The sequence below is a fragment of the Halegenticoccus tardaugens genome (assembly GCF_004116405.1).
Classification (GTDB): domain Archaea; phylum Halobacteriota; class Halobacteria; order Halobacteriales; family Haloferacaceae; genus Halegenticoccus; species Halegenticoccus tardaugens.
The window spans coordinates 451642-475431 of the sequence record NZ_SDIC01000003.1; the positions used below are offsets into that span (position 1 = coordinate 451642).

Annotated in this window: 25 protein-coding genes and 1 tRNA gene; 15 read left to right on the plus strand and 11 right to left on the minus strand. The window is 67.8% G+C overall.

Annotated features, from left to right (window positions below; genetic code table 11):
* The first annotated feature begins 2 nt into the window (after positions 1–2).
* Positions 3–1043 carry an RNA 3'-terminal phosphate cyclase gene (gene rtcA / locus C3L37_RS09965; protein WP_323740461.1) on the plus strand — a complete coding sequence of 347 codons (1041 nt, stop codon included), beginning with the start codon at positions 3–5 and terminating at the stop codon, positions 1041–1043.
* A gap of 46 nt (positions 1044–1089) precedes the next feature.
* Here the strand turns inward: rtcA and C3L37_RS09970 are convergent, their stop codons facing one another.
* The 5 genes from C3L37_RS09970 to C3L37_RS09990 all read right to left on the minus strand — a co-directional run bounded on the left by C3L37_RS09970 (position 1090) and on the right by C3L37_RS09990 (position 5415).
* Positions 1090–1452, minus strand: coding sequence for a hypothetical protein (locus C3L37_RS09970; RefSeq protein WP_129114457.1), 363 nt, complete (start codon positions 1450–1452; stop codon positions 1090–1092).
* Positions 1453–1560: 108 nt separating this feature from the next.
* A complete protein-coding gene (locus C3L37_RS09975; protein WP_129114458.1) occupies positions 1561–2010 on the minus strand; it encodes a YbhB/YbcL family Raf kinase inhibitor-like protein in 450 nt (149 codons plus the stop codon).
* A gap of 108 nt (positions 2011–2118) precedes the next feature.
* Positions 2119–3111: a hypothetical protein gene (locus C3L37_RS09980; RefSeq protein ID WP_129114459.1), complete on the minus strand. Its 993-nt coding sequence runs from the start codon at positions 3109–3111 to the stop codon at positions 2119–2121.
* 172 nt (positions 3112–3283) lie between these two features.
* Positions 3284–5098, minus strand: a complete 1815-nt coding sequence (locus C3L37_RS09985) for a ribosome biogenesis/translation initiation ATPase RLI (protein ID WP_129114460.1) — start codon at positions 5096–5098, stop codon at positions 3284–3286.
* A 2-nt stretch (positions 5099–5100) separates the two neighbouring features.
* Entirely contained in the window at positions 5101–5415 is a 315-nt protein-coding gene (locus C3L37_RS09990; RefSeq protein WP_129114461.1) for an EMC6-like membrane protein, read from the minus strand.
* A 209-nt stretch (positions 5416–5624) separates the two neighbouring features.
* Between C3L37_RS09990 and C3L37_RS09995 the strand changes: the two genes are divergently transcribed.
* Entirely contained in the window at positions 5625–5900 is a 276-nt protein-coding gene (locus C3L37_RS09995; protein ID WP_129114462.1) for a MarR family transcriptional regulator, read from the plus strand.
* Positions 5901–6081: 181 nt separating this feature from the next.
* On the opposite strand, the gene C3L37_RS10000 is transcribed toward C3L37_RS09995, so the two are convergent.
* Positions 6082–7947: a PINc/VapC family ATPase gene (locus tag C3L37_RS10000; protein ID WP_129114463.1), complete on the minus strand. Its 1866-nt coding sequence runs from the start codon at positions 7945–7947 to the stop codon at positions 6082–6084.
* A 211-nt stretch (positions 7948–8158) separates the two neighbouring features.
* A complete protein-coding gene (locus C3L37_RS10005) occupies positions 8159–8425 on the minus strand; it encodes a hypothetical protein (protein WP_129114464.1) in 267 nt (88 codons plus the stop codon).
* Positions 8426–8553: 128 nt separating this feature from the next.
* Between C3L37_RS10005 and C3L37_RS10010 the strand changes: the two genes are divergently transcribed.
* The gene (locus C3L37_RS10010; protein ID WP_129114465.1) at positions 8554–9624 is read left to right on the plus strand and encodes a M20 family metallopeptidase; all 1071 of its coding nucleotides are present in this window, start codon (positions 8554–8556) and stop codon (positions 9622–9624) included.
* Between the two features lie 70 nt (positions 9625–9694).
* On the opposite strand, the gene C3L37_RS10015 is transcribed toward C3L37_RS10010, so the two are convergent.
* Entirely contained in the window at positions 9695–10282 is a 588-nt protein-coding gene (locus C3L37_RS10015; protein WP_129114466.1) for a hypothetical protein, read from the minus strand.
* Between the two features lie 193 nt (positions 10283–10475).
* On the opposite strand from C3L37_RS10015, the gene C3L37_RS10020 reads away from it, so the two are divergent.
* The 5 genes from C3L37_RS10020 to C3L37_RS10035 all read left to right on the plus strand — a co-directional run bounded on the left by C3L37_RS10020 (position 10476) and on the right by C3L37_RS10035 (position 15688).
* A complete protein-coding gene (locus C3L37_RS10020; RefSeq protein WP_129114467.1) occupies positions 10476–12002 on the plus strand; it encodes a carboxypeptidase M32 in 1527 nt (508 codons plus the stop codon).
* A gap of 108 nt (positions 12003–12110) precedes the next feature.
* Positions 12111–12293, plus strand: a complete 183-nt coding sequence (locus C3L37_RS10025) for an HVO_0416 family zinc finger protein (protein ID WP_129114468.1) — start codon at positions 12111–12113, stop codon at positions 12291–12293.
* A gap of 65 nt (positions 12294–12358) precedes the next feature.
* Positions 12359–12517 carry a DUF7563 family protein gene (locus tag C3L37_RS25985; protein WP_449267283.1) on the plus strand — a complete coding sequence of 53 codons (159 nt, stop codon included), beginning with the start codon at positions 12359–12361 and terminating at the stop codon, positions 12515–12517.
* Between the two features lie 127 nt (positions 12518–12644).
* Positions 12645–14486 carry a UvrD-helicase domain-containing protein gene (locus C3L37_RS10030; RefSeq protein WP_129114469.1) on the plus strand — a complete coding sequence of 614 codons (1842 nt, stop codon included), beginning with the start codon at positions 12645–12647 and terminating at the stop codon, positions 14484–14486.
* Positions 14483–15688: a M24 family metallopeptidase gene (locus C3L37_RS10035; protein WP_129114470.1), complete on the plus strand. Its 1206-nt coding sequence runs from the start codon at positions 14483–14485 to the stop codon at positions 15686–15688. Before C3L37_RS10030 ends, C3L37_RS10035 begins: the two co-directional genes overlap by 4 nt.
* A gap of 56 nt (positions 15689–15744) precedes the next feature.
* Here the strand turns inward: C3L37_RS10035 and C3L37_RS10040 are convergent, their stop codons facing one another.
* Positions 15745–16017, minus strand: a complete 273-nt coding sequence (locus tag C3L37_RS10040) for a DUF7533 family protein (RefSeq protein ID WP_129114644.1) — start codon at positions 16015–16017, stop codon at positions 15745–15747.
* Between the two features lie 106 nt (positions 16018–16123).
* Between C3L37_RS10040 and C3L37_RS10045 the strand changes: the two genes are divergently transcribed.
* From C3L37_RS10045 to C3L37_RS25305, 6 genes are all read left to right on the plus strand, one after another.
* The gene (locus C3L37_RS10045; RefSeq protein WP_129114471.1) at positions 16124–16789 is read left to right on the plus strand and encodes a riboflavin synthase; all 666 of its coding nucleotides are present in this window, start codon (positions 16124–16126) and stop codon (positions 16787–16789) included.
* A 164-nt stretch (positions 16790–16953) separates the two neighbouring features.
* Entirely contained in the window at positions 16954–18222 is a 1269-nt protein-coding gene (tuf, locus tag C3L37_RS10050) for a translation elongation factor EF-1 subunit alpha (protein ID WP_129114472.1), read from the plus strand.
* Positions 18223–18531 carry a 30S ribosomal protein S10 gene (rpsJ, locus tag C3L37_RS10055; RefSeq protein WP_129114473.1) on the plus strand — a complete coding sequence of 103 codons (309 nt, stop codon included), beginning with the start codon at positions 18223–18225 and terminating at the stop codon, positions 18529–18531.
* A 136-nt stretch (positions 18532–18667) separates the two neighbouring features.
* Complete coding sequence (locus C3L37_RS10060) at positions 18668–19306, plus strand: rhomboid family intramembrane serine protease (protein ID WP_129114474.1); 639 nt, start codon at positions 18668–18670, stop codon at positions 19304–19306.
* Positions 19307–19329: 23 nt separating this feature from the next.
* A tRNA-Ala gene (locus C3L37_RS10065) sits at positions 19330–19401 on the plus strand.
* A gap of 310 nt (positions 19402–19711) precedes the next feature.
* Positions 19712–19840 carry a hypothetical protein gene (locus tag C3L37_RS25305; protein WP_267195313.1) on the plus strand — a complete coding sequence of 43 codons (129 nt, stop codon included), beginning with the start codon at positions 19712–19714 and terminating at the stop codon, positions 19838–19840.
* 28 nt (positions 19841–19868) lie between these two features.
* Here C3L37_RS25305 and C3L37_RS10070 read toward each other — a convergent pair whose 3' ends face one another.
* Positions 19869–21098 carry a sugar-transfer associated ATP-grasp domain-containing protein gene (locus tag C3L37_RS10070; RefSeq protein WP_129114475.1) on the minus strand — a complete coding sequence of 410 codons (1230 nt, stop codon included), beginning with the start codon at positions 21096–21098 and terminating at the stop codon, positions 19869–19871.
* 392 nt (positions 21099–21490) lie between these two features.
* On the opposite strand from C3L37_RS10070, the gene C3L37_RS10075 reads away from it, so the two are divergent.
* Positions 21491–22420 carry a methyl-accepting chemotaxis protein gene (locus C3L37_RS10075; RefSeq protein ID WP_129114476.1) on the plus strand — a complete coding sequence of 310 codons (930 nt, stop codon included), beginning with the start codon at positions 21491–21493 and terminating at the stop codon, positions 22418–22420.
* A 67-nt stretch (positions 22421–22487) separates the two neighbouring features.
* Here the strand turns inward: C3L37_RS10075 and C3L37_RS10080 are convergent, their stop codons facing one another.
* Positions 22488–23789 (minus strand): RNB domain-containing ribonuclease, encoded by a 1302-nt coding sequence (locus C3L37_RS10080; protein WP_129114477.1) that lies wholly within the window; start codon positions 23787–23789, stop codon positions 22488–22490.
* Position 23790 lies beyond the last annotated feature (1 nt).

The window sequence follows — 23790 nt, forward strand, 5'->3', positions numbered from 1 at the left end:
GTTTGCCCGCCGCCGTCGACGGTTCGACCGGGATGATCGAACTCGACGGCTCGGCGGGCGGCGGCCAGCAGGTCCGGACGGCGCTCGGCCTCTCGGCGGCGACGGGCGAGCCGTTTCGGATGACCGGCGTACGGGCCGCCCGTCCGAATCCGGGCCTCGCGCCGCAGCACCTCGCGTCGGTCGAGGCGGCCGCGCGCGTCTGCGACGCCGAGGTCGAGGGCGACGAACTCGGGGCCGACGAGGTGACGTTCCGCCCGGGCGAGGTCCGGGGCGGCGACGTCGACGTCGCCATCGGAACCGCCGGTAGCGTCGCGCTGCTGTTCGACGCGCTGCTCCCGGTGGCGGGCGAACTGACCGCGCCGCTGCGGGTGCGCGCGACCGGCGGAACCGACGTGAAGTGGTCGCCGCCGGTCGAGTACGTCCGACGGGTCAAGCTGCCGCTCCTCTCCCGTTTCGGGCTCGACGCCGGGGTCGACCTCGATCGCGTCGGCTTCTACCCGGTCGGCGGCGGACGCGCGACGCTCCGGCTCGAACCGTCGACGCTCGGTCGAGTCGATCTGACGGAGCGGGGGGATCTCTCCCGCGTCGTAATTTACTCGAAATCGAGTAAATCACTCGAAGGAGCGGACGTCGCGACGCGACAGGCCGAGCGCGCCCGCGAGCGGCTCGGGGAGCGGGGCGTTCCGGTTGAGATCGGCGAAACGCGGTACGTCGAAACGCGGTCGCCCGGATCGTCGCTCCTCCTCGTCGGGGTCTACGGGAACTCGCTCGCCGGATTCGACGCGCTCGGCGAGCGCGGCGTTCCCTCGGAGACCGTCGCGGATCGGGCCGTCAAACGGTTTCTGACGTTCGACGCCGGACCCGGCGCCGTCGACGTCCACCTCGCGGACCAGTTGCTGGCGTTCCTCGCGCTCGGCGGCGGCGCGGTCCGGATTCCGGAGGTGACGGACCACGTCCGAACGAACCGCGAGGTCGTCGAAGCCTTCGGCTACGACCTCGATCTGGACCGCCGTGACGACGGCTCGGTGCTGTTGGTCGCGTGAACGGTCGGCTCGACGCGGCCTTTCGAAGGCGGCCCGCAGCGTCGCGTCAGGCGTTTCGACTCCCGCCGTCGGCGGGGTCGCCGCTCTCCACGTCGATGCGTTGGACGTCCCTCTCCTCTCGGCTCTCGCCGCCGAGCAGCTTCGACCGCAGTCCGTCGGCGACCGACTGGACCTGGTCCCGGAGCGTTTTGACCTCCTCCTCGAACGCCTCGACGGATCGCTCGACGTAGTAGACTCGCTGGTGAGGGATTCGACGGACGAGGTCGCGGCCCCGCTCGTCCTCGCCGGCCTTGACGATCCAGTGCTCCTGGAAGTAGGCGACGTGCTCGTTCTGCACCGTTCGCTCGACGGTGCCGTCGTCCGGATCTTCGTACGCGATGGTCGCCCGTCCGAGGTCTTTTTCCACCATACCGCCACGATCGCCTTCGACGCAAGTAGGCGCTGTGGCCGCCCGACGGCGGCCGCTCCGTCCGATCCTCGCCGGCGGTTCACGGCGGCGGCGCTCCACTGCGATCGCTCACCCCGGCGCGTACGTCCCCGTCAGCGCCGCCTCCGCGAGCACGTGGCCGTCCATCGCCGCCTGAACCTCGGCCTTCGTCGACCCCGTTTCGAGCGGGAGCCGGGTGTCGAGCGCGTACAGCCGGAACCGGTACGCGTGCTCTCTGTCCGGCGGATTCGGTCCGCCGTAGCCCGTCTCGCCGTAATCCGTGCGCCCCTCGACGGCCGCCTCGACCGCCCACGCTTCGGGGATCTCCTCCACGTCCGGGTCGACGTTCCAGACCACCCAGTGGTCCCACACCTTCCCCGCCGGGTCCTTCGCGTCCGGGTCGTCGACCACGAGGACGAGCGACGCGGTCCCGTCGGGGACCCCCTCGATGCGCAGCGGCGGGTTCACGTTCTCCTCCCGATAGCCGTGTCGCCGCGGGATCGCCTCCCCGTCGGCGAACGCTGGACTGCTGAGTTGCATGCCGTACGCCGAGGTTCGACGCCGACGTCGAATACCTTTGTGGGTGTGTGCCACGGGCGGCCCGAGAGCCGCGGCGAACGCCGCGGCCGCGGGAGTCGACCGCGGAGGCTACGGCCCGCCCGCCTGTTCTTCGGGCGGGACGAACGTCCCGACGGAGACCGTGTACAGCGAGACGGTCCCGACGCGGAGGAGGTACGAAAGCAGGAGGGCGATGGGGGAGAAGACGATCGCCGTTCCGGCGCTGGCCACGAGCGAGAGCGACGACACCGGGATCGTCGTCGAGGGAACCTCGCGGTACACGAGCGTCAGGTAGTAGGCGGCGAGGACCGCGAGGAGGCCGAGGTAGATGAGCCTGCGCGACAGCCGGGCGAGGTCCTGTTGGATGGCGAGCGTCTTGAAGAACTGCCTGACGGTCGCGACCGCCTTGAGCAGCTCCAGGATCGCGTCCAGTTCCTCCAGCGCCTCCTCGGCGAGGCGGTCGCCGTGCGCGCGTTCGAGCCGCCTCGTCTCGGTGATGTGCGTCGCGTACTCCGATCCGAAGATGACGAGCAGCGTGTCGACGGTGTTGTCGGTTCCCTCCGCCTCCCGGAGGTGCTCCGCGTACGAGGCGAGATCGTCGGCGTACGACTCGATCTCCGCCGCGAGGTCGGACTCCTCCGCGTCGCCGCTCGCCTCCTCGACGGCGCGCCGGAGCGCCGCGACGCGCTCTTGGAGCGTTTCCGCGATGAGGACCAGGAAGGCGGCCGGGTCGTTCGGGCTGGACGGCTCGCCGGCGAGGTCTTCGACCCGTCGGCGAAATTCGAGATTCTCGTCCAGCTTCCCCGTCAACTCGGCCGGCGCGCCGAGCACCCGCGAGAGGACGAGCTGGTTGAGCGACAGCGCCACCGTGATGAGCGTGAGCAGCCCCGCGAGGACGCCGCTCCGGAGCATCGGCGCGACCCTGCTGCTCGGCCCAACGTCGATCAGCGTGGTCTCGCTGAGCGTCAGCGTGAGCACGAAGACGCCGAGCACGATCACGGCGGCGAGGACCGCGCGGCTCCCGCTCAGGAGGTACCAGTGGCCGATCGTGCCGTGTCGCCTTCGTTCGTCCGATCCGCTCATCGTCGGCACCCACGGCGCGCCGTCGCCGAACGTTCGCTCGACCGCCGACCGCGACGCGTCTTTCCTTCGTCCATCGTCCGATCTACTCGAACGAACCCGCGACTGGCGGATAAGTACAACGGCTGCGAGGGCGACGGGGCGTCGGTATCTCTGGGCGTCGAAGCGCCGACGCTCAGGGCGCGTAGTAGTACTCGCCCTGCTTTTTCTGCTGGCGGTCCAGCCGGCTGCCGGGCTTGTTGATGCGCGGCCGTCCCGTCCGCTCGTCGCGCCGGAACGTGATGTCGAGGTCGGCGAGGAAGTCGTTCATGCCGTCGCGCATCCCCTGCGGCCGCGACGCGTGGCCGCGCCGGGCCGGTTCGCCGTCGAACACCATCAGCCGGTCGGCGAGGAGGTCGATCATGTAGATGTCGTGGTCGATGACCATCGCCGTCGCGTCGTGATTCTCCGCGTACCGCCGGATGGCGCTCGTCGCCTGCACGCGCTGTTCGACGTCGAGGTGGGCGCTCGGCTCGTCGAGGAGGTAGAGGTCGGCGTCCTTCGACAGGCAGGCGGCGATGGCGACGCGCTGGCGCTCGCCGCCGGAGAGGTCCGTGAGGTTCTGCTCCATGATGCGGGTGAGCTGGAGGGGGTTCGCCACCTCCGTGTTCCAAAAGGACGTGCCGAAGTCGTCGGTGATCGACGAGAGGAACGCGTCGACGCGCATCGGCTGGTCGATCTCGATGTACTGCGGCTTGTAGGAGATGTCGAGGTGGAAGTCGAGTTCTCCCTCGTCGGGTTCGAGCGCCCCCGCGAACAGCTTCGCGAGCGTCGACTTGCCGATCCCGTTCGGCCCGACGACGCCGAGCACCTCGCCGTGGTGGATCGCGCCGCCTTCGACCGTCAGCGAGAACTCACCTTCTCCGTAGGACTTCGTCAGGTCCGGGTACTCGACGAGCACGTCGTCCTTCGCGGTCCGGCGGGGCGCGTGCTCCTCGAAGGTGATCGCCTCCGGTCGGATCCGCATGTTCTCGTTCGTCAGGTAGCCTTTCAGGTACTCGTTGATGCCGTTTCGGACCGACTTGGGCGGCGTGACGACGCCGAACGCCCCCGGCTCGCCGTACGCGACGTGAAGCGAGCCCGCGAGGAGGTCGAGCACCGCGAGGTCGTGTTCGACGACGAGCATCGATCGATCCTCGTCCTCGGCCAGTTCCTGGATCAGCCGCGCCGCGGTGACGCGCTGGCCGATGTCGAGGTAGGGGGTGATCTCGTCGAGGAAGTAGAAGTCGACGTCGCGGGCGAGCGTCGCCGCGAGCGCCACCCGCTGGAGCTCTCCGCCCGAGACGGAGTCGATCGACTGGTCCATCACCGGCTCGATTTCGAGCCGCGCGACGAGGTCGGAGAGCACGCCGCGCTCGTCGGTGCGCTCCAGCAGGTCGCGGGTGTTGCCGGAGAAGCGCTTCGGGATCTGATCCACGTACTGCGGCTTGCGGGCAACCGTGATCTCGCCCGCCATCAGGCGCTCGACGTAGTTCTGCAGCGCCGTCCCGCGGTAGCGGTCGAGCGCGGCGTCCCAGTCCGGCTCCGCGCCGTACTCGCCGAGGTTCGGCGTGATCTCGCGGGCGAGGATGCGAACCGCCGTGGACTTCCCGATGCCGTTCGGCCCGAGGATGCCCGTCACCTTGCCGCCCTCGGGGACCGGAAGCCCGTAGAGGGCGAAGGCGTTCTCGCCGTAGCGGTGGGTCGGATCCTCGGTGAGCTCCTGCGGCAGGTTGATGATCTCGATGGCGTCGAACGGGCACTTCTCGACGCAGATGCCGCACGTCTCGCCGAGACAGATCTCCTCGCTGATGCGGATCTGATCGGGGTCGCCCTCCTCCGCGTCCTCCCCGCGGAGCGTGATGCACTCCTTGCCGGTGCGGTTCGGCGGGCAGTAGTTGCTGCACTCGTAGTTGCACCGGTCGGGTTGACACCGGTCGAGGTCGACGACGGCGATGCTGTCCTCCGCCATGATCAGAACGCGACGCCGGCGGACAGGAGGATCGCGAACGTGATGAACCAGAGCGTGAACGTCATGAAGACGACGTAGATGTAGTCCTTCGGACCGAAGTCCTCGACGTCCACGCCGAGCAGTCGAAGCAGCGGGAACTGCGCGAGCACGAACGCGGCCACCACGAACACCGACTGCACGTTCTGAGCCGCCGCCGCCGTCGTGCCGAAGAGGTACCCCGACAGGACGCCCGCCGTCACCCCCGCGAGGCAGGCGAGCGTCGTGACCGTCACCCCCCGCATGTGATCGGAGAGACCGGTCGCCGTTTGCGTAGCCATGGTCGAAGGTGCGCCATCCGGCGTCAAAAGGCGTTCGATTGGGCCGAAATCCGTGCGGCGAGCCCCGCGGATCGTCCAGTTCGATCGCCGCCGCCCGCGCCGTCGGCCTCGTTTCTGTCGGATTTCGCGCGTCGGTTCTGGACGCGCGTCAGCGTCCGGCGTCGGCGCTTACCAATCTTTATGACGCTGGCGCGTTTCGAATCGTAACGATGGCTGGAACAGACAAAGAGAGCCTCGACGATCTCCCTCCGAGCGCGAAGCTGGTGTTCAAGGTACTCGAATACAACGGGCCGCTCACCCAGAAGGGGATTGTCGAGGAATCGATGCTGTCGGCACGGACGGTTCGCTACGCCCTCGAACGGCTGGAGGGCATCGGGGTCGTCGACGAAGACGTGTATTTCGCCGACGCGCGCCAGAACCTCTACCAGTTGAACGAACTCGGCGCGAAAGTCGACGGTGGCACCGAGGCGTGCTGCGCCGAATAGCTCTTTCCTGCGTGTCGTAGACTCGCCGGGTACGAATCGCTAAGGACGTGCGGTCGAACGTGGCACATCCGGGCACCGCACCGCGATTTTTGTGAGGCGATCGACGACGCTCCGAGATCAGTAGGCCTCGACCGGAACGTTCAGCGCTTCGAAGTCGACGGCGGTAGCCGTGAGGACCGCGTCAGGCCGGCACCACGGTGATCCGCCGCTTTCGGTCGATCGCGTTCTCCAGTTCGTCGGCGATGGCGCTGCCACGCGACACCTGAATGTCGCCGCCGCGGCCGACGGTCGCCGTGAAGAGGTAGTCGTCGCCGGCGCGGACCTCGACGGTCTCACCCACGTGTTCGTCCATCCTGATGACGACGTGTCTGGACGTGATCTCGGGCGTGACCACCTCGCCCTCGGGCTCGCCGACCGCCGCGCCGGCGTACGAGCCGCCGCCACCGTCGCCGTCGCGTCCGAAACTCGGCTTGTCCTCGTGGGTCCGCACGTCGATGTCGATGCCGAGGCGGTCCTCGATGTCGCTGATCCGCCCGCCGCCCTTGCCGATGACGTAGGAGATGTCGTCCTCCTCGACGTACACGACCGCCTTGTTCCCCCCCTGCAACTGGACGTCGACGTGGCCGCGGGCGACGGAGCGGATCTCCCGCTCGATCTCCTGGCGCGCGATGCGGTTGACGCCGGTCTCGTCGCCGTCCTCCTCGCCGAGCGGCACCGTGACGACCTGCCGGTTGAACGAATAGATCTCGTACGCCGGCCGGCCGGTCTCGAAGTCGCGGACCTGGATGACCGGGCGCGCGAGATCCTCGGCGGTGAGCCCCTCGGGCACCTTCACCTCGGTCGTCACGTCGTACACCGTGTGGACCTGCCCCGCGTCGATGTACACGACGGTGTCGACGATCTGGGGGATCATCCCGAGTTCGACGCGGCCGACGAGCCGCTGGAGCGCGTCGATGGCGCGGGTGGCGTGGACGACGCCGACCATGCCGACCCCGGCGAGGCGCATGTCGGAGAAGACGCCGAAGTCCTCCGTCTTGCGCACCTCGTCGTAGATGGTGTAGTCGGGGCGCACGAGGAGCAGCGAGTCGGCCGTCTTCTCCATCCGCCCGCCGAGGGCGGTGTACTGGGTCACCTCGGGGCCGACCTGCAGGTCCCGTGGCTTTTCCATCGTCTTCACCGCGTAGTCGTTGTCGTTCAGGAACTCCGCGACCGCCTGCGCGAACGTCGACTTCCCGGCGCCGGGCGCGCCCGAGATGAGCACGCCCCGCTGTCGCTCCGCGAGCCGATCCTTGAGTTCGTCCGCGAACTCGTAGTCTTCGAGGTCCGTCTTGACGATCGGGCGGACCGCCGTGATTTCGAGGGCGTCCGCGAACGGCGGGCGGGCGACCGCGATCCGGAAGTCGTGGAACTGGACGATGGTCATCCCGGGCTCTTCGAGTTCGATGAACCCCTCGGGGCTGGCGCGGGCGCTCTCCTCCACGTCGTGCGCCCACGCGCGCAGCTGTTCCTCGGTGGTGACCTCGTCGCGGATGCGCTGGTAGTGCATGTCGCCGATCTCGCCACGCTTGGCCTTCGGCTGCGTCCCCACCTTCAGGTGAACGCTCATCGTCGTCTCGTCGAAGAACTCCTCGATCGCGAGGTGCTCGACGTCGCGGCCGCGCGGCTCCACGTACTCGACCGGGAGACCCTTCGCCTTCGCCACCTCCGACTGGACGACGTCGCTCGTCAGGAGCGTCGCGTCGCGCTCGGCCGCGAGATCCCGAATGAGGGCGTCGACGTCGCCCTCGTGGGCGGCGTCCTGCTCGTCGGCGCTCGGGCGGCGGCCGACGTACTCGACCGTCACTCCGCCGTCGTCGGCGAACCCCGCGAGTCGCTGCAGCTCCTCGAGCCCCTCCCAGCCGCTGTCGCGCCCGGCGTTCGCCTGCGATTCGAGTTCGCCGACGACCGCCTCCGGGACGAAGACGGTCGCGCCGTCGTACGCCCCCGACTCGATCCGCTCGGACACGCGACCGTCGATGATCGCGCTCGTGTCCGGCACTATATTCATACGTGTACTGCGTAGCGGAGCCTGATAAGAGTATATAACGGCCTGTACGGCGATCCGCGGTTCGCGTCGCGTTCTGCCCGTCGACGGGTCGTTCGCCCGATCTGCCCGCCTCGTCGGTTTATCGTCCCTCACAAAGGCGGTCGCAACTGTTCACCGCGGTGATCGACCGTACAGGTCGGCGATCACCGACGAGAGACGACGACCGTCCGTATCAGCCCCCCTCGGCGTCGTCCGGCGAGCCCTCTTCCGCCTCCAGCCACTCTTCTTCGTCGACTTCCTCCTCGTCGACCCGTTTTTCCCCTTCCTTCTCTCCGTCCTCTTCTTCTTCCTCCTCCTCTTCTTCTTTATTCTCCGCTTCCTCCTCTTCGTCCCCCTCCCGGCGTCGCGTCTGTTCGACCGCGTCGACGTCGCCCTCGTCGCCGCCGTACTGGTCGTCGTCCCCGTCGTTCCCCGCGTTCTCGTTTCGATCGTCCGTCATCGTTCGTTCCTCCGGGGGAACGTGGGGGACGCAGCGGGTTAGTCCGTGTGCACGCAGACACAAGGTCGGTCGGACGTGCGTACGGTTGCAGACGCTACTATAATGTGTGCGGCCTCAGTGATCGACGCATGAAGGACGTTCGGGAACTCGCGGCGCGACTCGTTTCGATACCCAGCCACGCGGACGAAACCGCCGCGGGCGACGCGATCGAAGGATGGCTCCGCGAGCACGCGGACGCCGACGTCGTCCGCGACGCCGCCGGCAACGTCGTCGCTCGCAAAGGCTCCGGCGACGTTTCGCTCGCGCTCGTCGGCCACCACGACGTCGTCCCGCCGGCCGCCGAGCAGGTGGAGAACGGCGAGTACGTCGTCGAGGAGCGCGACGGTCGGCTGTACGGCCGCGGGTCGGCGGACATGAAGGGCGCGGTCGCGGCCGCGATGGTCGCCTTCCGGGACGCGGCCCCCGACTGCGAACTCATCTTCGCCAGCTTCGTCGGCGAGGAGACCGGCGGCGTGGGCGCGCGAGCGGCGATCAAGGGGGGATTCGCGCCCGACTACGCCGTCGTCGCCGAAGGCTCGACGAACTACTCCGCCGAGGGGGTGACCGACGTGGTGGTCGCCCACAAGGGCCGGCGCGGGAGCACGATCACCGCCGTCGGCGAGGCCGCGCACGCGAGCGAACCCGAAGCGGGCGAGAACGCCGTCTATCGGGCGTGCGACGCGGTCGACGTCGTCCGCGAACTGACGTTTCCGACCGTCGACGTGCTCGGCGAGCGCGTCCGCGGGAGCGTCGCGGTCACCGAGATCGACGGCGGAGCCGCGTGGAACGTCATCCCGGAGACGTGCACCGTGACAGTCGACGAGCGGACGGTTCCCGGCGAGCGCGCCCCGCTGGAGCGCGTCGAGGAGGTCGCGGGCGTCTCGTGGACGGTCGATCAGGACCTCCCGCCGATGGCCTGCGACGACGAGGCGTTCGCCGAGACGACGCTCGCCGCCGCGCGCGACGCGCAGGAGGGCGATCCGAAGCTCGTGACGAAGCCGCACGCGACCGACGCCGGGTGGCTCGCGGGGGCGGGCACGACCTGCGTCGTGTGCGGGGCGTCGGAGCCGGGCGAGGCGCACACGAAGACCGAGAGCGTGGGCCTCGACGTGCTCGACCGGTGCTACCGGATCTACAAAACGATCGCGGAGCGCGCGTAGCGGCCGCCGGTCCGGGCGACTTATTCCGCGTCGCCCGGCTACCGCGCGGGATCAGAGGCCGGACGCGCCGTCAGCGTCGGCCGCCGCCGACCACGCGAACGCTGTCGACGCCGACGACCGTGCACCCGTCGCGGGTGGACGTGCCGACGAGGACCAGGTACGCGTCGTCCGGTTCGAGTTCGAGGTCGCGGACGCGGAATTTGAACACGGTGTCGTCCGTGCCGCTCTCGTTCACGTCCTCGACGGCTTGGCGGACGGGCTCGGCGTATCGGCCGTCCGACGTCTCCAGCAACTCCCTGATCTTCCGACAGTCACGGTCGTACGCCGGATCTCGGTAGTCTTGACACCCGTCGAACGCGGCGCCGTATTCCCCCTTAACCGGATAGAGTTTGACCGACCCGGCTACGAACCGCGGCCAGCCGGCGGCGACGCTCACGACCCCCCTGCTCGCGGGATTGATCGCGTTCGGACAGCTGTCCGGTTTGACGTCGACCCAGCAGACGCGACAGCACTCGGTCGCCGCGGCCCGGCCGACGAGCGTCGGAAGGAGCGCGGCACCAGCGAGGGCAGTACCGACGCCGCGCACGACGCTTCGGCGGTTGACGCCGCTTTCGCTTTCCGCTCGGCTCACCTGTCCAAACTCGGTCCCGTAACTCACGCCTAGTACAGGTCGTCAGAGAGAATATCTCTTCCGCCTGAATATCCACACGGAGTGTCGTATCTCCGGGCGATCGTCGAAGCGCCCTCTCGTCGATCTCCGCGACGACCCGACCGACGCACCTCGAAACTGACGCCGACCCCGAGTTCCGGAAGCACCGATTTGATAACGGACGCCCGCGCACTGGCAGCGTATGGCAACCGAAGCGAGTTCGGAGGCGGTCCCGGACGCCTACGGCCGTCTGATCGAGAAGATCCAGCGAATCACCAACGTCCAGAACGCCGCCGGCGTCCTCGGGTGGGACCAGCAGGTGATGATGCCCGACGAGGGGACGCCCGCGCGCTCCCAGCAGCTGTCGACGCTCTCGGCTATCAGCCACGAACTGCTCGTCGAGGACGGCATCGGCGACCTGCTCGACGAACTCGACGGCGAGGAACTCGCGGACGAGCAGGCGGCGGTCGTCCGCGAGGTGCGCCGCGAGTACGAGCGCGCCGCCCGCGTCCCGACCGACCTCGTCCAGCAGATTTCGGAGACCTCCTCCGAGGCGCTGCCCGCGTGGAAGGAAGCGAAAGCCGAGAACGACTTCTCGACGTTCGCGCCCTACCTCGAAACGCACGTCGAGCTGAAGCGCGAGTACGCCGAGCACGTCGACCCCGACGCCGATCCCTACGAGGTGCTGTTCGCCGACTTCGAGCCGTACCTCCCGCTCGACCAGGCCGAGGAGATTCTGGAGGAGGTCCGCGAGACGCTCGTGCCGATGATCGCGGAGATCCGCGACTCGGAGACGGATCTCGCGACCGACGCCTTCGACGGAACGTTCGACGAGGACGAGCAGATGGACCTCTGCCGCGACGCGCTGGACGCGCTCGGCTATCCGTGGGAGCGCGGTCGCCTCGACGTCGCGCCGCATCCCTTCTCGACCGGGACGCAGTTCGACGCCCGCGTGACGACGCGCTTCGACGAGTCCGACCCGCTCGGCGCGGTGTTCTCCACCATCCACGAGTTCGGCCACGCGACCTACACGCTCGGCCTCCCGGACGAGCACTACGGCACGCCGCTCGGACAGTCGCGCGACCTCTCGGTCCACGAGTCGCAGTCGCGGCTCTGGGAGAACCACGTCGGCAGATCGCGGGCGTTCTGGGAGCTCTTCCTCCCGACGTTCAAGTCGCGTTTCCCGGGAAGCGAGGACGTGACCGTCGAGGAGGCGTACGAGGCCGCGAACCAGGTGTACGAGGACAACCTGATCCGCGTCGAGGCGGACGAACTCACGTACCACCTGCACATCCTCGTTCGCTTCGAGATCGAACGGGCGCTCGTCTCGGGCGACCTCGACGTGGAGGACGTACCCGAGGCGTGGAACGACGCCTACGAGGAGTACCTCGGCATTCGACCGGAAACCGACTCCGAGGGGTGCTTGCAGGACATCCACTGGAGCCACGGCAACTTCGGGTACTTCCCGACGTACTCGCTCGGCAGCATCATGGCGGCCCAGCTTTTCGCCGCCGCGGCGGACGATCTCGCGGACCTCGACGGGTCGATCTGCGAGGGCGACTTCGATCCCCTCCGCGAGTGGCTGGTCGAGCACGTCCACAGCCACGGCCGGCGATACGAGACGAACGGCCTCGTGAGGCAGGCGACCGGCGAGGACTTCACGGCGGACTACTTCGTCGAGTACGTCACCGAGAAGTACGGCGACCTCTACGACCTCGACTCGGCGTAGTCGCCGCCGATCGTCCCCCGTCGAACCGGATTTCGCGCCGCCGCGTATTGTGCCAATATGTGTCACACCCAGTACTCCTAAGTACTGTGATGACATAGCACGACACGTATGGCCTCAGCACCGAGCGACCACGACGAACTGTTCGACCAGTTCCTCTCAGAACGCGGACACCCGACGGAGCCGGTACGCTGGGATCGCTCCTATAACAAAAAACAGTGTCCCGAGTGCGGCGGTCTCCACGACCGGTCGGCGACGGAGTGCTCGGTCTGCGGGTGGGGGCCCGACGGCTAACCCCCGTCGACTCCCGTTCCGATAGAATTATATCCTATTATTTCCGGAGTTACCTCCGGGGAAATATGCCTGAATGTCAGAACTGCGGCTCCTTCGTCACCGCGACTTACGTCCGCGTCTTCTCGCCGAACGACCTCGACGATCCCCGCGTTTGCCCCCGCTGTAAGGACAAGATCCGAGACGGTTCCGTCGTCAGAGAGGCACGATCGACGCGCCGGTCGTGACCTCACGGCGGTCGTCTCCCGTGCGCTTCGAACGTTGGTTCCCGGCGGTTGTTTTCCTCTCACGGCGGGGCCCACGGGCGGTCAGAAGCCACGCCGTTTATAAAGGGTCGGATCGTGAACGGGGACAATGACCGAATCCGACGCCCACATCACCCGCCTGTTCGGCGGGCCGGGCAGTGGGAAGACGACCGCCCTGCTCGATCGCGTCGAGGAGATCCTCGAGCGCGACGACGTCGAAATCGGTGACGTGCTCGTCGTCTCCTACACCCGCGCCGCCGCCGCGGAAGTCAGAGAACGCCTCGCCGAACGACTCGACGTGTCGCCGCGATCGCTTCAGGGAAACGTCTGCACGATGCACGCGAAGGCGTACGAGCTCTTGAATCTCTCGCGCGGCGACGTCGTGAGCGAGAAGGACAAAAAGGAGTTTTGCGAGGAGTACGGCATCGAGTACGAGGACGAGTACGGGGGTGCGGGCCGCCGGACGGCGCGCTCGACGACGATCGGGAACAAGATCATCGCCACGAGCCAGTGGCTCCAGCGCACCCGGCGGGAGGTCAAAGACTGGCACGACGTCCCCTTCCAGTGGAACGTCGAGAAGGTCCGCCTCCCGCCCGAGATCGACCCGAACGCCCAGGAGGGGAACAAGTACACCCCGACGTGGCCGAGCGACGACGACCGCGTGGACGTGCCCGAGTCGATCCGGGCGTGGCGCGCCTACAAGGGCGACAACGGTCTCGTCGGCTTCGCGGACATGCTCGAACGCGTCAAGCAGCGCTCGCTGCTCCCGAACGTGGACTACCTCGTCATCGACGAGTTTCAGGACATCACCTCCCTCCAGTACGAGGTGTACGAGGAGTGGAAGCCCCACATGACCGGGGTTCTCATCGCCGGCGACGACGACCAGGTCGTCTACGCCTGGCAGGGTGCCGATCCGAACCTGCTCCTCGACGCCGACCGCGACGAGGACATCGTCCTTCCGAACTCCTACCGGCTCCCCTCCCGCATCCTGAACGTCGTCAACCGGGAGATCAGACACATCTCGAAGCGCCAGGAGAAGGACCTGAAACCCCGGAAGGAGGGCGGTACGGTCGAGACGGTCGAGAGCCCGTCGATGCTCAACCTCGTCCGCAACGTCCGGTACACGATCCAGCAGGACGAGGGAAGCATCATGCTGCTGTTCCGGGCGCGCTACCAGATGTTCCAGTTCATCGACGAGTTCATCGGCGAGGGCGTCCCGTTCAAGGTCCTCACCGACCAGCGGATGTGGACGGACCGGCTCGTCCAGTACGTCCGGGCGGTCGAGGCGCTCGCCGAGGACGACCCCATCACGGCGCTGCAGGCGCGCCGTCTCGCCGACATGCTCCAGGAGTCGGCCTTCGGGACGAACGACCGCGACGACCTGTTCACCCTCGTCGACGATTACGAGGAGGCGGCAGACGCCGACGACCTCGCGGCGATCGAGGTGTCGGCGGACGAGATCCGGAACCTCGTGCCGTTCATGCCCGACGCCGCGTCCGCGAGCGACATGGTCCGGAAGGTGACGAGTTTTCAGCGGAAGACCATCGCGGCGTACTTCGCGGGCGAATACCGCGGGATGGATCCGAACCGGGTCCGCGTCGGCACCATCCACAGCGCGAAGGGCCGCGAGGCCGACCACGTCTTCGTGGCGACCGACCTCACGGAGAAGGTCGTCGAACAGATGGCCGCGACCGTCGAGGATCAGGGTGACGTCGACGGCGTGGAGGAGTTCACGAAGGCGACCGACCCGGTTCCGGTCCTGACCGACAACGAGCGCCGCGTCTTCTACGTCGGGATGAGTCGCGCGCGAGAACGGCTCGTGCTCCTCGAAAACCTCGTCGACGGCGCGCCGACGCTCCCGATCAGCGTCCTCCTCCACAACGAACTCCGCGACACGCCGGCGGAGGACATGCTCGCCGAGGCGCAGGAGCCGCCCGCGCCGGAGCCGTGACCGACGAGCGCTCCGCCGATCTCCCGCCCGGCTACGACGCGCTCGCCGACGAACTCGCGGCGCGCGGTGCGACCGCGTTCGTCCACGTCGGCGACCGGTTCGACGCCGACGTCCGCTATCTGACCAGCCTCTCGGGATTCGACGGCGAGTGTGCGGTCGTCTTCGCCGACGGCCGACGCGTCGTGTCGGTCCCGGCGCGTGCGCGCGTCGAGGCGGAACGCGTCGTCGGCGGTTCCGTCCGAGCACACGACGCCGACGCGCCGGCGGGAAGACGGGCGGCGGAGATCCTGTCGGAGGCGCTCGGCCGTCCGCCGGGAGGAACGGTGCTCGTTCCCCGACGTATTCCCCACGACGCGGCCGTCTACCTCGAACGCGCGGGGTACGACGTCGCCTCGACCTCGGCGCTCGCCGCCGCCCGGACGACGAAGACGGACGCCGAGCGCGACCGAATCCGCCGCGTCCAGCGCGTCGCGATCCGGGCGATGGCGCGGGCGGAGGAGACGCTCGCGGCGTCGACGCCGCGGGACGGCGCGCTCGTCTGGGACGGCGGACCGCTCTCGACGGAACGGTTGCGCCGGCGGGCGAACGCGGTGCTCGCCGCGCACGGCGCGGGCGGCGCGGGAAACACCGTCGTCTCCGTCGGACCCCGGGGGGACGGCGGCCCGCCAGCCGCCGTCGAGCGGACGCCGGCCGCAGTCGAACGGCCGCCGGACGCCGTCGAACTCCGGCCGGGCGAGACGGTGACCGTCCGCCTCGCGCCCCGCGGGCCGCGCGGTTACCACGGCTTTCTCGCGCGGACGTTCGTCGTCGCCGGCGACGGCGGCTGGGAGCGGCGGGCGCACGTCGCCGCCGAGGCCGCGCTGAACGCGGGACTCGCCGCCCTCGAAGCCGGCGCGCCGGCGTGCGACGTGCGCGAGGAGGTGCTCGCGGAGGTCGCCGCGTACGGATTCGACGTCGGCGGGCCGACCTCGGTCGTCGTCGGCGACGCGGGACACGGCGTCGGGTTGGCCCGCCGCGAGCCCCCGGCGCTCGCGGACGAGACGCCGATCGAAGCCGGCGCGGTTCTCGCCGTCACCCCCACGATCGGCGATTCAGGCGAGGGGACGGTCGCGCTCGCAGACCTCGCGGTCGTCACCGACGACGGGTTCGAACTCCTCGGCGAGCGCTCCCGGTCGATCGTTCCGTGCTCTCGGTCGTCGTGACCGATCGCGTCGGTACCCCGTCGATCGCGTCCGCTCTCGACCTCCCTCCTGTCCCCTCACTTCCGGTTTCCCGCCTCGGATCGTTCTGCGTCGTCGGGATCTTTCACGGCCTTTCCGATCGCGGCCCCGGCGAGCTTCGTCGGCAGGTCGCTCGGCGTCGTCAGCCGCGACGGGAGGAGCACCATCAGCACCGCGACCGCGACGAGCGTCCCGCCGAGGAGCGCCCGCCCGTCGAGCAGCGCGGTGAGCCCGTAGACGCCGACCGGGATCGCGAAGATCAGCGCCGCGCCGAGCCCGATCATCTCGAGGATCCCAAGGTTCGCCCTCATCGCCGTCCGGTACTCCGGCGTCGCTGATACCCCTTCCGACTCGGGGATATCCTTCGATCCGCCGCGACAGCGGAACCCTTTCGACCCGCCCGTTCGAACGTCGGGTATGTTCACCGGCATCGTCGAAGGGACCGGGGAGGTCGTCGGCGTCGCGGACGCGGAGGGCGGCCGTCGCCTCCGGATCAGCGCGTCCGGGCTGGACGATCTGCACCACGGGCAATCGATCTGCGTCAGCGGCGTGTGTCTCACGGTCGAGGCGTTCGACGGCGAGACGGCTGGACCCCCTCCGACCGACGAAGCTGACGAAGCCCGCTGGTTCGAGGTGTTCCTCGCGGCCGAAACCGTCGAGAAGACCTACCTCGGAGCCGTCGGGAAGGGCGACGCCGTCAACGTCGAGCGCGCCCTGCCCGCGGACGGACGGTTCGACGGCCACCTCGTGCAGGGGCACGTCGACACGACGACGACCGTGACGGGGATCGAACGGGTCGGCGACGACTGGCGGTACGAGTTCGAAGTCCCGGCCGCGTACGGTCGGTACATCGTCGACAAGGGCTCGGTCGCGCTCGACGGAATCAGCCTCACGGTCGCCGAGCGGGCCGACGAGACGTTCGCCGCGGCGATCATCCCGACGACGCGCGACCTGACGACGCTGTCGGAGAAGACGGTCGGCGATCCGGTCCACGTCGAGGTCGACGTGGTCGCGAAGTACGTGGAGTCCATGCTCGACGGATACCGGACCCGACCGACCGACGTGTCGCCGTCGGAGCAGTAGTTTCGACCCGTCGCCGGCGACGCCGACCGTGCTCCTCCGGACCATGACAGTCGATCCCACAAACCGCAAGACGGCGTCGAGTTGACCCATACCGCGTATCGAAATGGTTTTAGGGGAATCGTTCGAAAGAAGTCCCACAGAGCGCCTTAGCGCGTGAACTTACCATGAGCGAAGACAAACCGCACCAGAACCTGGCCATCATCGGCCACGTCGACCACGGCAAGAGCACGCTCGTGGGCCGACTCCTCTTCGAGACGGGGTCGGTCCCCGAGCACGTAATCGAGCAGTACCGCGAGGAAGCCGAAGAGAAGGGCAAGGGCGGCTTCGAGTTCGCCTACGTGATGGACAACCTCGCCGAGGAGCGCGAGCGCGGCGTCACCATCGACATCGCCCACCAGGAGTTCGACACCGACGAGTACTACTTCACCATCGTCGACTGTCCGGGCCACCGTGACTTCGTGAAGAACATGATCACGGGCGCGTCGCAGGCCGACAACGCCGTCCTCGTGGTCGCCGCGGACGACGGCGTCGCTCCCCAGACCCGCGAGCACGTCTTTCTCGCCCGCACCCTCGGCATCAACGAACTGATCATCGCGGTCAACAAGATGGACGTCGTCGACTACGACCAGAGCAAGTACGACGACGTCAAGGAGCAGGTCCAGAAGCTGCTCCAGCAGGTTCGCTTCAAGGCCGACGACGCGACGTTCGTGCCGATCTCGGCGTTCGAGGGCGACAACATCGCCGACCGCTCGGACAACACCTCCTGGTACGACGGCCCGACGCTCCTCGACGCGCTCAACGACCTCCCCGAGGTCGAGCCGCCGACGGACGCGCCGCTGCGGCTGCCGATCCAGGACGTCTACACCATCTCCGGCATCGGCACCGTCCCCGTCGGCCGCGTCGAGACCGGGACGCTCGAACCCGGCATGAACGTCTCGTTCCAGCCCTCGGACGTCTCCGGCGAGGTCAAGACGGTCGAGATGCACCACGAGGAGGTGCCGCAGGCCGGCCCCGGCGACAACGTCGGGTTCAACGTCCGCGGCGTCGGCAAGGACGACATCCGCCGCGGCGACGTGTGCGGCCCGGCCGACGACCCGCCGAAGGTCGCCGAGACGTTCAAGGCGCAGATCGTCGTCATGCAGCACCCCTCTGTCATCACCGCCGGCTACACGCCGGTCTTCCACGCGCACACGGCGCAGGTCGCCTGCACGGTCGAGCAGATCGACCAGAAGCTGGACCCGAAGACGGGCGAGGTCGCGGAGGAGAACCCGGACTTCATCAAGTCCGGCGACGCCGCCATCGTCACCGTCCGACCGCAGAAGCCGCTGAGCATCGAGCCGTCCGGCGAGATCCCCGAGCTCGGCTCGTTCGCCATCCGCGACATGGGCCAGACCATCGCCGCCGGCAAGGTGCTCGAGGTCAACGAGCGATAAATGCAGCAAGCACGCGTTCGGCTCGCCGGCACGAGGCCGAAGGACCTCGACGACATCTGCGACGACGTCCGCGAGATCGCGAACAAGACGGGCGTCAACCTCAGCGGGCCGATCCCGCTGCCGACGAAGACGCTCGAGGTCCCGACGCGGAAGTCCCCGGACGGCGAGGGCACGGCGACCTGGGAACACTGGGAGATGCGCGTCCACAAGCGTCTCATCGACATCGACGCCGACGAACGCGCGCTGCGCCAGCTCATGCGCATTCAGGTGCCCAACGACGTCAGCATCGAGATCGTCCTCGAGGACTGAGTCGAGGGCCGGATCTTCGACGATCCCGATCTCGAACCCGAACCACGGCGCTAAGGCGTTTGCGCCGCCGTTCTGTATCTTCTCTTCGCCGGGACGGACAGCGCAGCTTTTGGTTCCGAAGCGCCGACGTATCGCAATGGCGAAACCGTCCCGTCCCTCGCGTCGGTCGGCCGATCGCGGCCTCGCTGGAAGGCCGACGATCGACACGCTCGTCGCCTTCGCCGTCGTGTTCGTCCTGCAAGCGGTCGCCGGCCTCCTCGGACTCGGCGGGCTGTTCGTCTTTCGCGCGCCGATCGACGAGGGGCTGGCCGCGCTCGCGCTGAGCGTCTACGCACACGCGGGGGTGACGCACCTCGTCGCGAACGCGGTCGCGCTCGTGCTGCTCGGGCTGCCGGTCGAACGCGGGACGACGCGCCTTCGGTTTCACGCGTTCTTCCTCGCGACGGGGGCGCTCGCCGCCGTCGCGGAGGTCGTCGTCGCCGGTCTCGTCGTCGCCCGTCCCGTCGGCGTCCTCGGCGCGAGCGGCGCGATCTTCGCCCTGCTCGGCTACCTCCTCGGCGGCAACCCGGTGTCCGGATCCCTCCTCGACCGGCTGAACCTGAGCCGGCGGGCGCAGCTTCTCGCCTTCGGCCTCGTGGCCGTCGTCGTCACGCTGTCGACGAGCGCCCCCGGGGTGGCGCTCGTTGCGCACTTCACGGGACTGTTGCTCGGGCTGATCGCCGGACGAACGCGGGTGCTTCGTACCGGCCGACGGCGAAACAGAAGCTACAAGTAAAGCGGCCGACTTGGTTGAGATGCGGGCTCGTAGATCAGCGGCAGATCGCTTCCTTCGCAAGGAAGAGGCCCCGGGTTCAAATCCCGGCGAGTCCACTTCCTTCCCTCACTGCGTTCGGTCAGTCGTGGCCTCGCCGACCCTCGCGAACGCGAAGCGTTCGCTCGGTCCCGGCGAGTCCGTCGTCCTCTCCCTTCGCTGGCGGAGCGTTCGCGTTCTCGCTGCTCCCGCTCGCGGTTCTCGTGGCCCACACGCTCCGCGTCGCGACGATCGCCAAACGGACCGCCGCGTTCGGTCCGTTCATCTCCCGCGACGAGCGCCGTCGCGCCCGTCGCCAGAACGACTGACTGTCGCATCCGATATCTGTTTGGGAGACTAGATTATGCTCTCTGGAGGCGTACTACGAGTATGAACTTCCACCCGCCGTCGATCTACACCCCCAAGGGAGCGTACGACTACTACCTAGCGTTCATCTTCCTGGCGCTGTTCGGGATCTGTGCGCTCTTCGTCGGTGCGGGGCTCGTGCAGCTTCCGTGAGCGGCGTCGCGCGAGGTCGTTCTTCGGCTCAGATCACGTCGTAGTGCTCGTAGAAGCGTCGAACGCGCGGATCAGCGAGCAGCGGTCGGTACGTCTGCATCGCCTGGATGCTCGGTTTGTTGTTCCCCTCGATGATCGTAAACTCCCCCTCGCCGGTGACGACGACGTCCCAGCCGGCGTACGGCGTCCGATCGAATCCCGCGGCGATTTCGAGCATGCCGTCGCGGATCTCCTCCCAGCCGGGGATCGTCACGCCTTCGATCTGCGCGCCCGTCTCCGGGTGCGTCGGGTGCCAGTCGGTGCCGTACGCCGGTTTCGTCGCCGCTGGCCCCAGTTCGCCGGTTTCGACGTCGATCTCCGACATGACGGCGCCCTGCGACCAGTTGTCGAGCGGCGCCGACTTCGACGTTCCGATCCGCTGGGTTGCGATGGGGACGAACGGCTCCTCCCGGTCGACGTCCCACATCGTCATGATTCGGAGCGTGTTCGGCGTCTCCGGGTAGAAGGCGTCGGCGTACGCCGCCTGCCGCGCGAACTCGGAGACGAGGTAGTCGTCGAGCCCGGCGACGAACGCGTCGAACTCGGCGGCCGTCGTCCGCTCGCCGTCGAGGACGTACCCGTCGTTCGTCTTCGAACAGATGTGGACGTCGTTCCCGAAGCCGCCGAAAACCGGCTTGAGGACGAATCGGTCGCCCGGCGCGAGGTGGTCGTCGAACCACGCGGACGCGTCCGTCGCCTCCGTGGCATCCAGCGCGCCCATCGCATCCGTCGACGTCGCTTCGACCCTCGTCTTCGCCGTTTCACCCACTGTTCCCCCCGAAATCGGCGCGGAGAGCGCAGACGCCGCCGTCCGTCCGCTCGCTGCGGGTGCGTCGACCGGGACGAGCTTCCCGTCGGCGAGAAGACCGTACACCGTCGATCGATGCGACGGAAACGCCCCCATCAGCCAGTGGAAGACCAGCTTGTTCTCGAACACCGCCTTCCAACGGCCGTTGATCAGCGCGGTCCGCTGCACCTGCAAGTCCGAGAGATATCGGTCCGGATCGTGCGCGTCGAAGTCGTAGAAGGCGTCGGTTCGGCTCTGAAAGCCGTGCCGCCAGAGCCAGAGCCGACGACGCCGGGACATCGGGTAGTCCGACATCGTCGCCGCCTCCCCCTCGACCACGTTCGTAACCTCGGTCAGCCGCCGCGCTACCGACGAGAAAACCTCGTTCTTCGCCGTCCGATACGCCCTCTCTGCGACCTCGCTCGCGTTCATCTGTCGACTCCGTACGGTACCGGTCCAACGAACAGTAAGTTAAATTTAAACTTCATTCTCAAACTGCGAAAAATCGCGACCGCGAACCGATCGCCGCCCCGCGGTATCTTCTCGCCGAGGCGGCGCGATCTCCGGGACGGAGCCGTGGCGTCGCGTTCGCGACGATGCGCTCGTCGACACCCTCGATAACGAACACGACTTCGGATAAATCATCGTTTCCCCGGATTCCGTCATCTCCCGCTTTCGATTCCAGGAATTTATTCACCATCGTGCTGTCGGCCGATTTCCTCCGATAAACCTTCTAGATGTTTATCAGAGTTTTAATATGGTATCAAATGAGATAATTCGAACCTCGATTTTAAGCCGGATAAATTCTTGGAATGGTTCGCTATATGTCTCGAGAGACGCGGCACGGAGGGAACGGGCTGGGGAACGGCGGGGAGGGAGCAATCCGTGCGGGGGAGAACGAAAGCGACGCGGTCGCGGACGTGACGCACGCGCTCGCTGAGCTGTACGAGTCGTCGGAGGACATCTCTTCGAGCACGCAGGAGATAACCGAACTGGCCGAAGAGCAGTCGACGGGAATGCGGACGGTGAGCTCGGAGGTGTCGAACTTGAGCGCCGCGGTCGAGGAGGTAGCCTCGTCCGCCGAGGAAGTCTCCTCGGCGAGCCGGGAGGCGAAGCTGAGCGCGACGGAGGGACAGGAGGCCGCCGCGGACGTCGTCGAGGCGATGAGCGGGATTCAGGCCGCGGCCGAGAGCGTCGCCCGGGACGTGCGGACGATCCGCCGGAGCGTCCAGGACATCGACTCCATCACCGAGGTCATAAACGGCATCGCGGACCAGACGAATCTGCTGGCGCTGAACGCGTCGATCGAGGCCGCCCGGGCGGGCGACGCCGGCAGCGGGTTCGCCGTCGTCGCCGACGAGATCAAATCGCTCGCGGCGGAGTCGCAGGAGCAGGCGGGCGAGATCGAAGACACCGTCGGATCGATTCAGGTCGACGCCGACAACGCGGTCGAAAATTTGGAGGAGAGCAACCGGACGATCGAAAGCGGCATCGAACGGGTCGACGCGGCGATGGAGAGTCTCGAAGAGATCTCGGAGACGGTTTCGGAGGTGTCGGACGGGATCTCGGAAGTCGCCGGCGCGACCGACGAACAGGCCGCCGCGGCCGAGGAGGTCGCGACCATGGTCGAACAGACGGCCAGAAACGCCGACGAGATCACGGACGAGTCGAGCGACATCGCCGCCGCGGTCGAAGAGCAGACGGCTCGGATCGGCGAGATCAACGAGACGCTCGCCGACCTCGAACGCGAGTGAATCGGTACCGACGCGGCGACGCACGCGGAGGTGTGACGACGCGGGACGGGGGCGAGTCGACGACGCGCTAGGCCGCCGCTTCGTCTCCTTCGTCCTCTTCGACGACTTCGAGGCCGCGGCTGTTCACCGCGTACGGGTCGAGCCCGATCTCCTCCATGAACTGCTTGTAGAGTCGCTCGGCCGTCTCCGCGTCCTTCTGCTTGTCGGAGGCGCGGTCGCAGAGTTCGATGAGGTCCTCCGGCACGTCGTTCTCGTGGACGATCCAGTGGTTGATGAGGTCCGACAGCCGGCGGATGGGGCTGGTGAAGTGGCCGTAGATGTCGAAGTTCAGCGCGTGGTGGCCGCCGAACGGATCGTTCATGTACTTCGCCCGGGGCATCACCTTCAACACGGCGCGCTGGATCTTGTTGAGCGCGCGCGGCGGTGCCTCCTCCAGCGCCGCGTTGACGGCCTTTCGAGGATCGTCGAGCGTTCCGCTCGGAATCTTGACGCCGTCGAGTTCCATGATCTCCCGCAGCGCCTTGTCCCACTGATCGGGGGTCGGCTGCGGGTGGACGCGGTACATCGCCTCGACGCCGCGGTTCCACATCAGCTCGTGCGTGACGGCCTTGTTCGCCTTGAGCATGCACTCCTCGACGATGGTGTGCGCGCGGTCGCGACGGGGGTTGAGCACGAGCGACCCGTCCTCTTTGCGCTGTTCGTGCATGCGGTCCGCGAGGTCGAACACGAGCGCGCACTCGTCGTGCAGCGGCGCGTCCGGGTCGTCGAGACGCGACTCGCACTGGCCGTAGGTGAGCCGTTCGTCGCTGCGGATGACCGACTTGTAGATGTCGATGGTGTCGAACGAGAGGGTGTCCTTCTTGATGCGCATCTCGACGGTGTGGGCCAGCCGATCCTCCCGCGGCACGAGCGAGCAGACCGTCTCGGCGAGCGCCGGCGGGAGCATGTGGATGGTGTACGCGGGCAGGTACACCGTATTGCCGCGTTTGACCGCCTCGGCCCACATCTCCGAGCCGGGGTGGACGTAGTGCGTCACGTCGGCGATGTGGACCCAGAGCGTGTACGCGTCGTCGCTCTCCTCGACGCTGATCGCGTCGTCGAAGTCCTGCGCGTCCACGGGGTCGGTCGTCCACGTCGGCAGGTCGCGGAGGTCCTGCCGACGTTCGATCTCGGCCTGGATCTCCTCTTGGACGCCGTCGGTCCGCTCTTTCGCCTCTCGAAGCACCTCGTGGGGGAATTTGTCGCGGATCTCGAACTCCTCGAACAGCTCCTCCCGTTTGTTCTCCAGGTGGCGCGCCACCTCCGGCGTGACCTCGACGGGGCCCTGTCCCTCCGCCGTCCCCGCCTGCGCCTGCGCGTCGTTCGACATG

Bases quoted from the DNA above. Each gene is read 5' to 3' on its own strand.
- C3L37_RS09970 (WP_129114457.1), bottom strand. From the start codon at position 1,452: ATGGTGGAAAAAGACCTCGGACGGGCGACCATCGCGTACGAAGATCCG.
- C3L37_RS09975 (WP_129114458.1), bottom strand. From the start codon at position 2,010: ATGCAACTCAGCAGTCCAGCGTTCGCCGACGGGGAGGCGATCCCGCGG.
- C3L37_RS09980 (WP_129114459.1), bottom strand. From the start codon at position 3,111: ATGAGCGGATCGGACGAACGAAGGCGACACGGCACGATCGGCCACTGG.
- C3L37_RS09985 (WP_129114460.1), bottom strand. From the start codon at position 5,098: ATGGCGGAGGACAGCATCGCCGTCGTCGACCTCGACCGGTGTCAACCC.
- C3L37_RS09990 (WP_129114461.1), bottom strand. From the start codon at position 5,415: ATGGCTACGCAAACGGCGACCGGTCTCTCCGATCACATGCGGGGGGTG.
- C3L37_RS09995 (WP_129114462.1), top strand. From the start codon at position 5,625: ATGGCTGGAACAGACAAAGAGAGCCTCGACGATCTCCCTCCGAGCGCG.
- C3L37_RS10000 (WP_129114463.1), bottom strand. From the start codon at position 7,947: ATGAATATAGTGCCGGACACGAGCGCGATCATCGACGGTCGCGTGTCC.
- C3L37_RS10005 (WP_129114464.1), bottom strand. From the start codon at position 8,425: ATGACGGACGATCGAAACGAGAACGCGGGGAACGACGGGGACGACGAC.
- C3L37_RS10010 (WP_129114465.1), top strand. From the start codon at position 8,554: ATGAAGGACGTTCGGGAACTCGCGGCGCGACTCGTTTCGATACCCAGC.
- C3L37_RS10020 (WP_129114467.1), top strand. From the start codon at position 10,476: ATGGCAACCGAAGCGAGTTCGGAGGCGGTCCCGGACGCCTACGGCCGT.
- C3L37_RS10025 (WP_129114468.1), top strand. From the start codon at position 12,111: ATGGCCTCAGCACCGAGCGACCACGACGAACTGTTCGACCAGTTCCTC.
- C3L37_RS25985 (WP_449267283.1), top strand. From the start codon at position 12,359: ATGCCTGAATGTCAGAACTGCGGCTCCTTCGTCACCGCGACTTACGTC.
- C3L37_RS10030 (WP_129114469.1), top strand. From the start codon at position 12,645: ATGACCGAATCCGACGCCCACATCACCCGCCTGTTCGGCGGGCCGGGC.
- C3L37_RS10040 (WP_129114644.1), bottom strand. From the start codon at position 16,017: ATGAGGGCGAACCTTGGGATCCTCGAGATGATCGGGCTCGGCGCGGCG.
- C3L37_RS10045 (WP_129114471.1), top strand. From the start codon at position 16,124: ATGTTCACCGGCATCGTCGAAGGGACCGGGGAGGTCGTCGGCGTCGCG.
- tuf (WP_129114472.1), top strand. From the start codon at position 16,954: ATGAGCGAAGACAAACCGCACCAGAACCTGGCCATCATCGGCCACGTC.
- rpsJ (WP_129114473.1), top strand. From the start codon at position 18,223: ATGCAGCAAGCACGCGTTCGGCTCGCCGGCACGAGGCCGAAGGACCTC.
- C3L37_RS10060 (WP_129114474.1), top strand. From the start codon at position 18,668: ATGGCGAAACCGTCCCGTCCCTCGCGTCGGTCGGCCGATCGCGGCCTC.
- C3L37_RS25305 (WP_267195313.1), top strand. From the start codon at position 19,712: ATGAACTTCCACCCGCCGTCGATCTACACCCCCAAGGGAGCGTACGAC.
- C3L37_RS10070 (WP_129114475.1), bottom strand. From the start codon at position 21,098: ATGAACGCGAGCGAGGTCGCAGAGAGGGCGTATCGGACGGCGAAGAAC.
- C3L37_RS10075 (WP_129114476.1), top strand. From the start codon at position 21,491: ATGTCTCGAGAGACGCGGCACGGAGGGAACGGGCTGGGGAACGGCGGG.
- C3L37_RS10080 (WP_129114477.1), bottom strand. From the start codon at position 23,789: ATGTCGAACGACGCGCAGGCGCAGGCGGGGACGGCGGAGGGACAGGGC.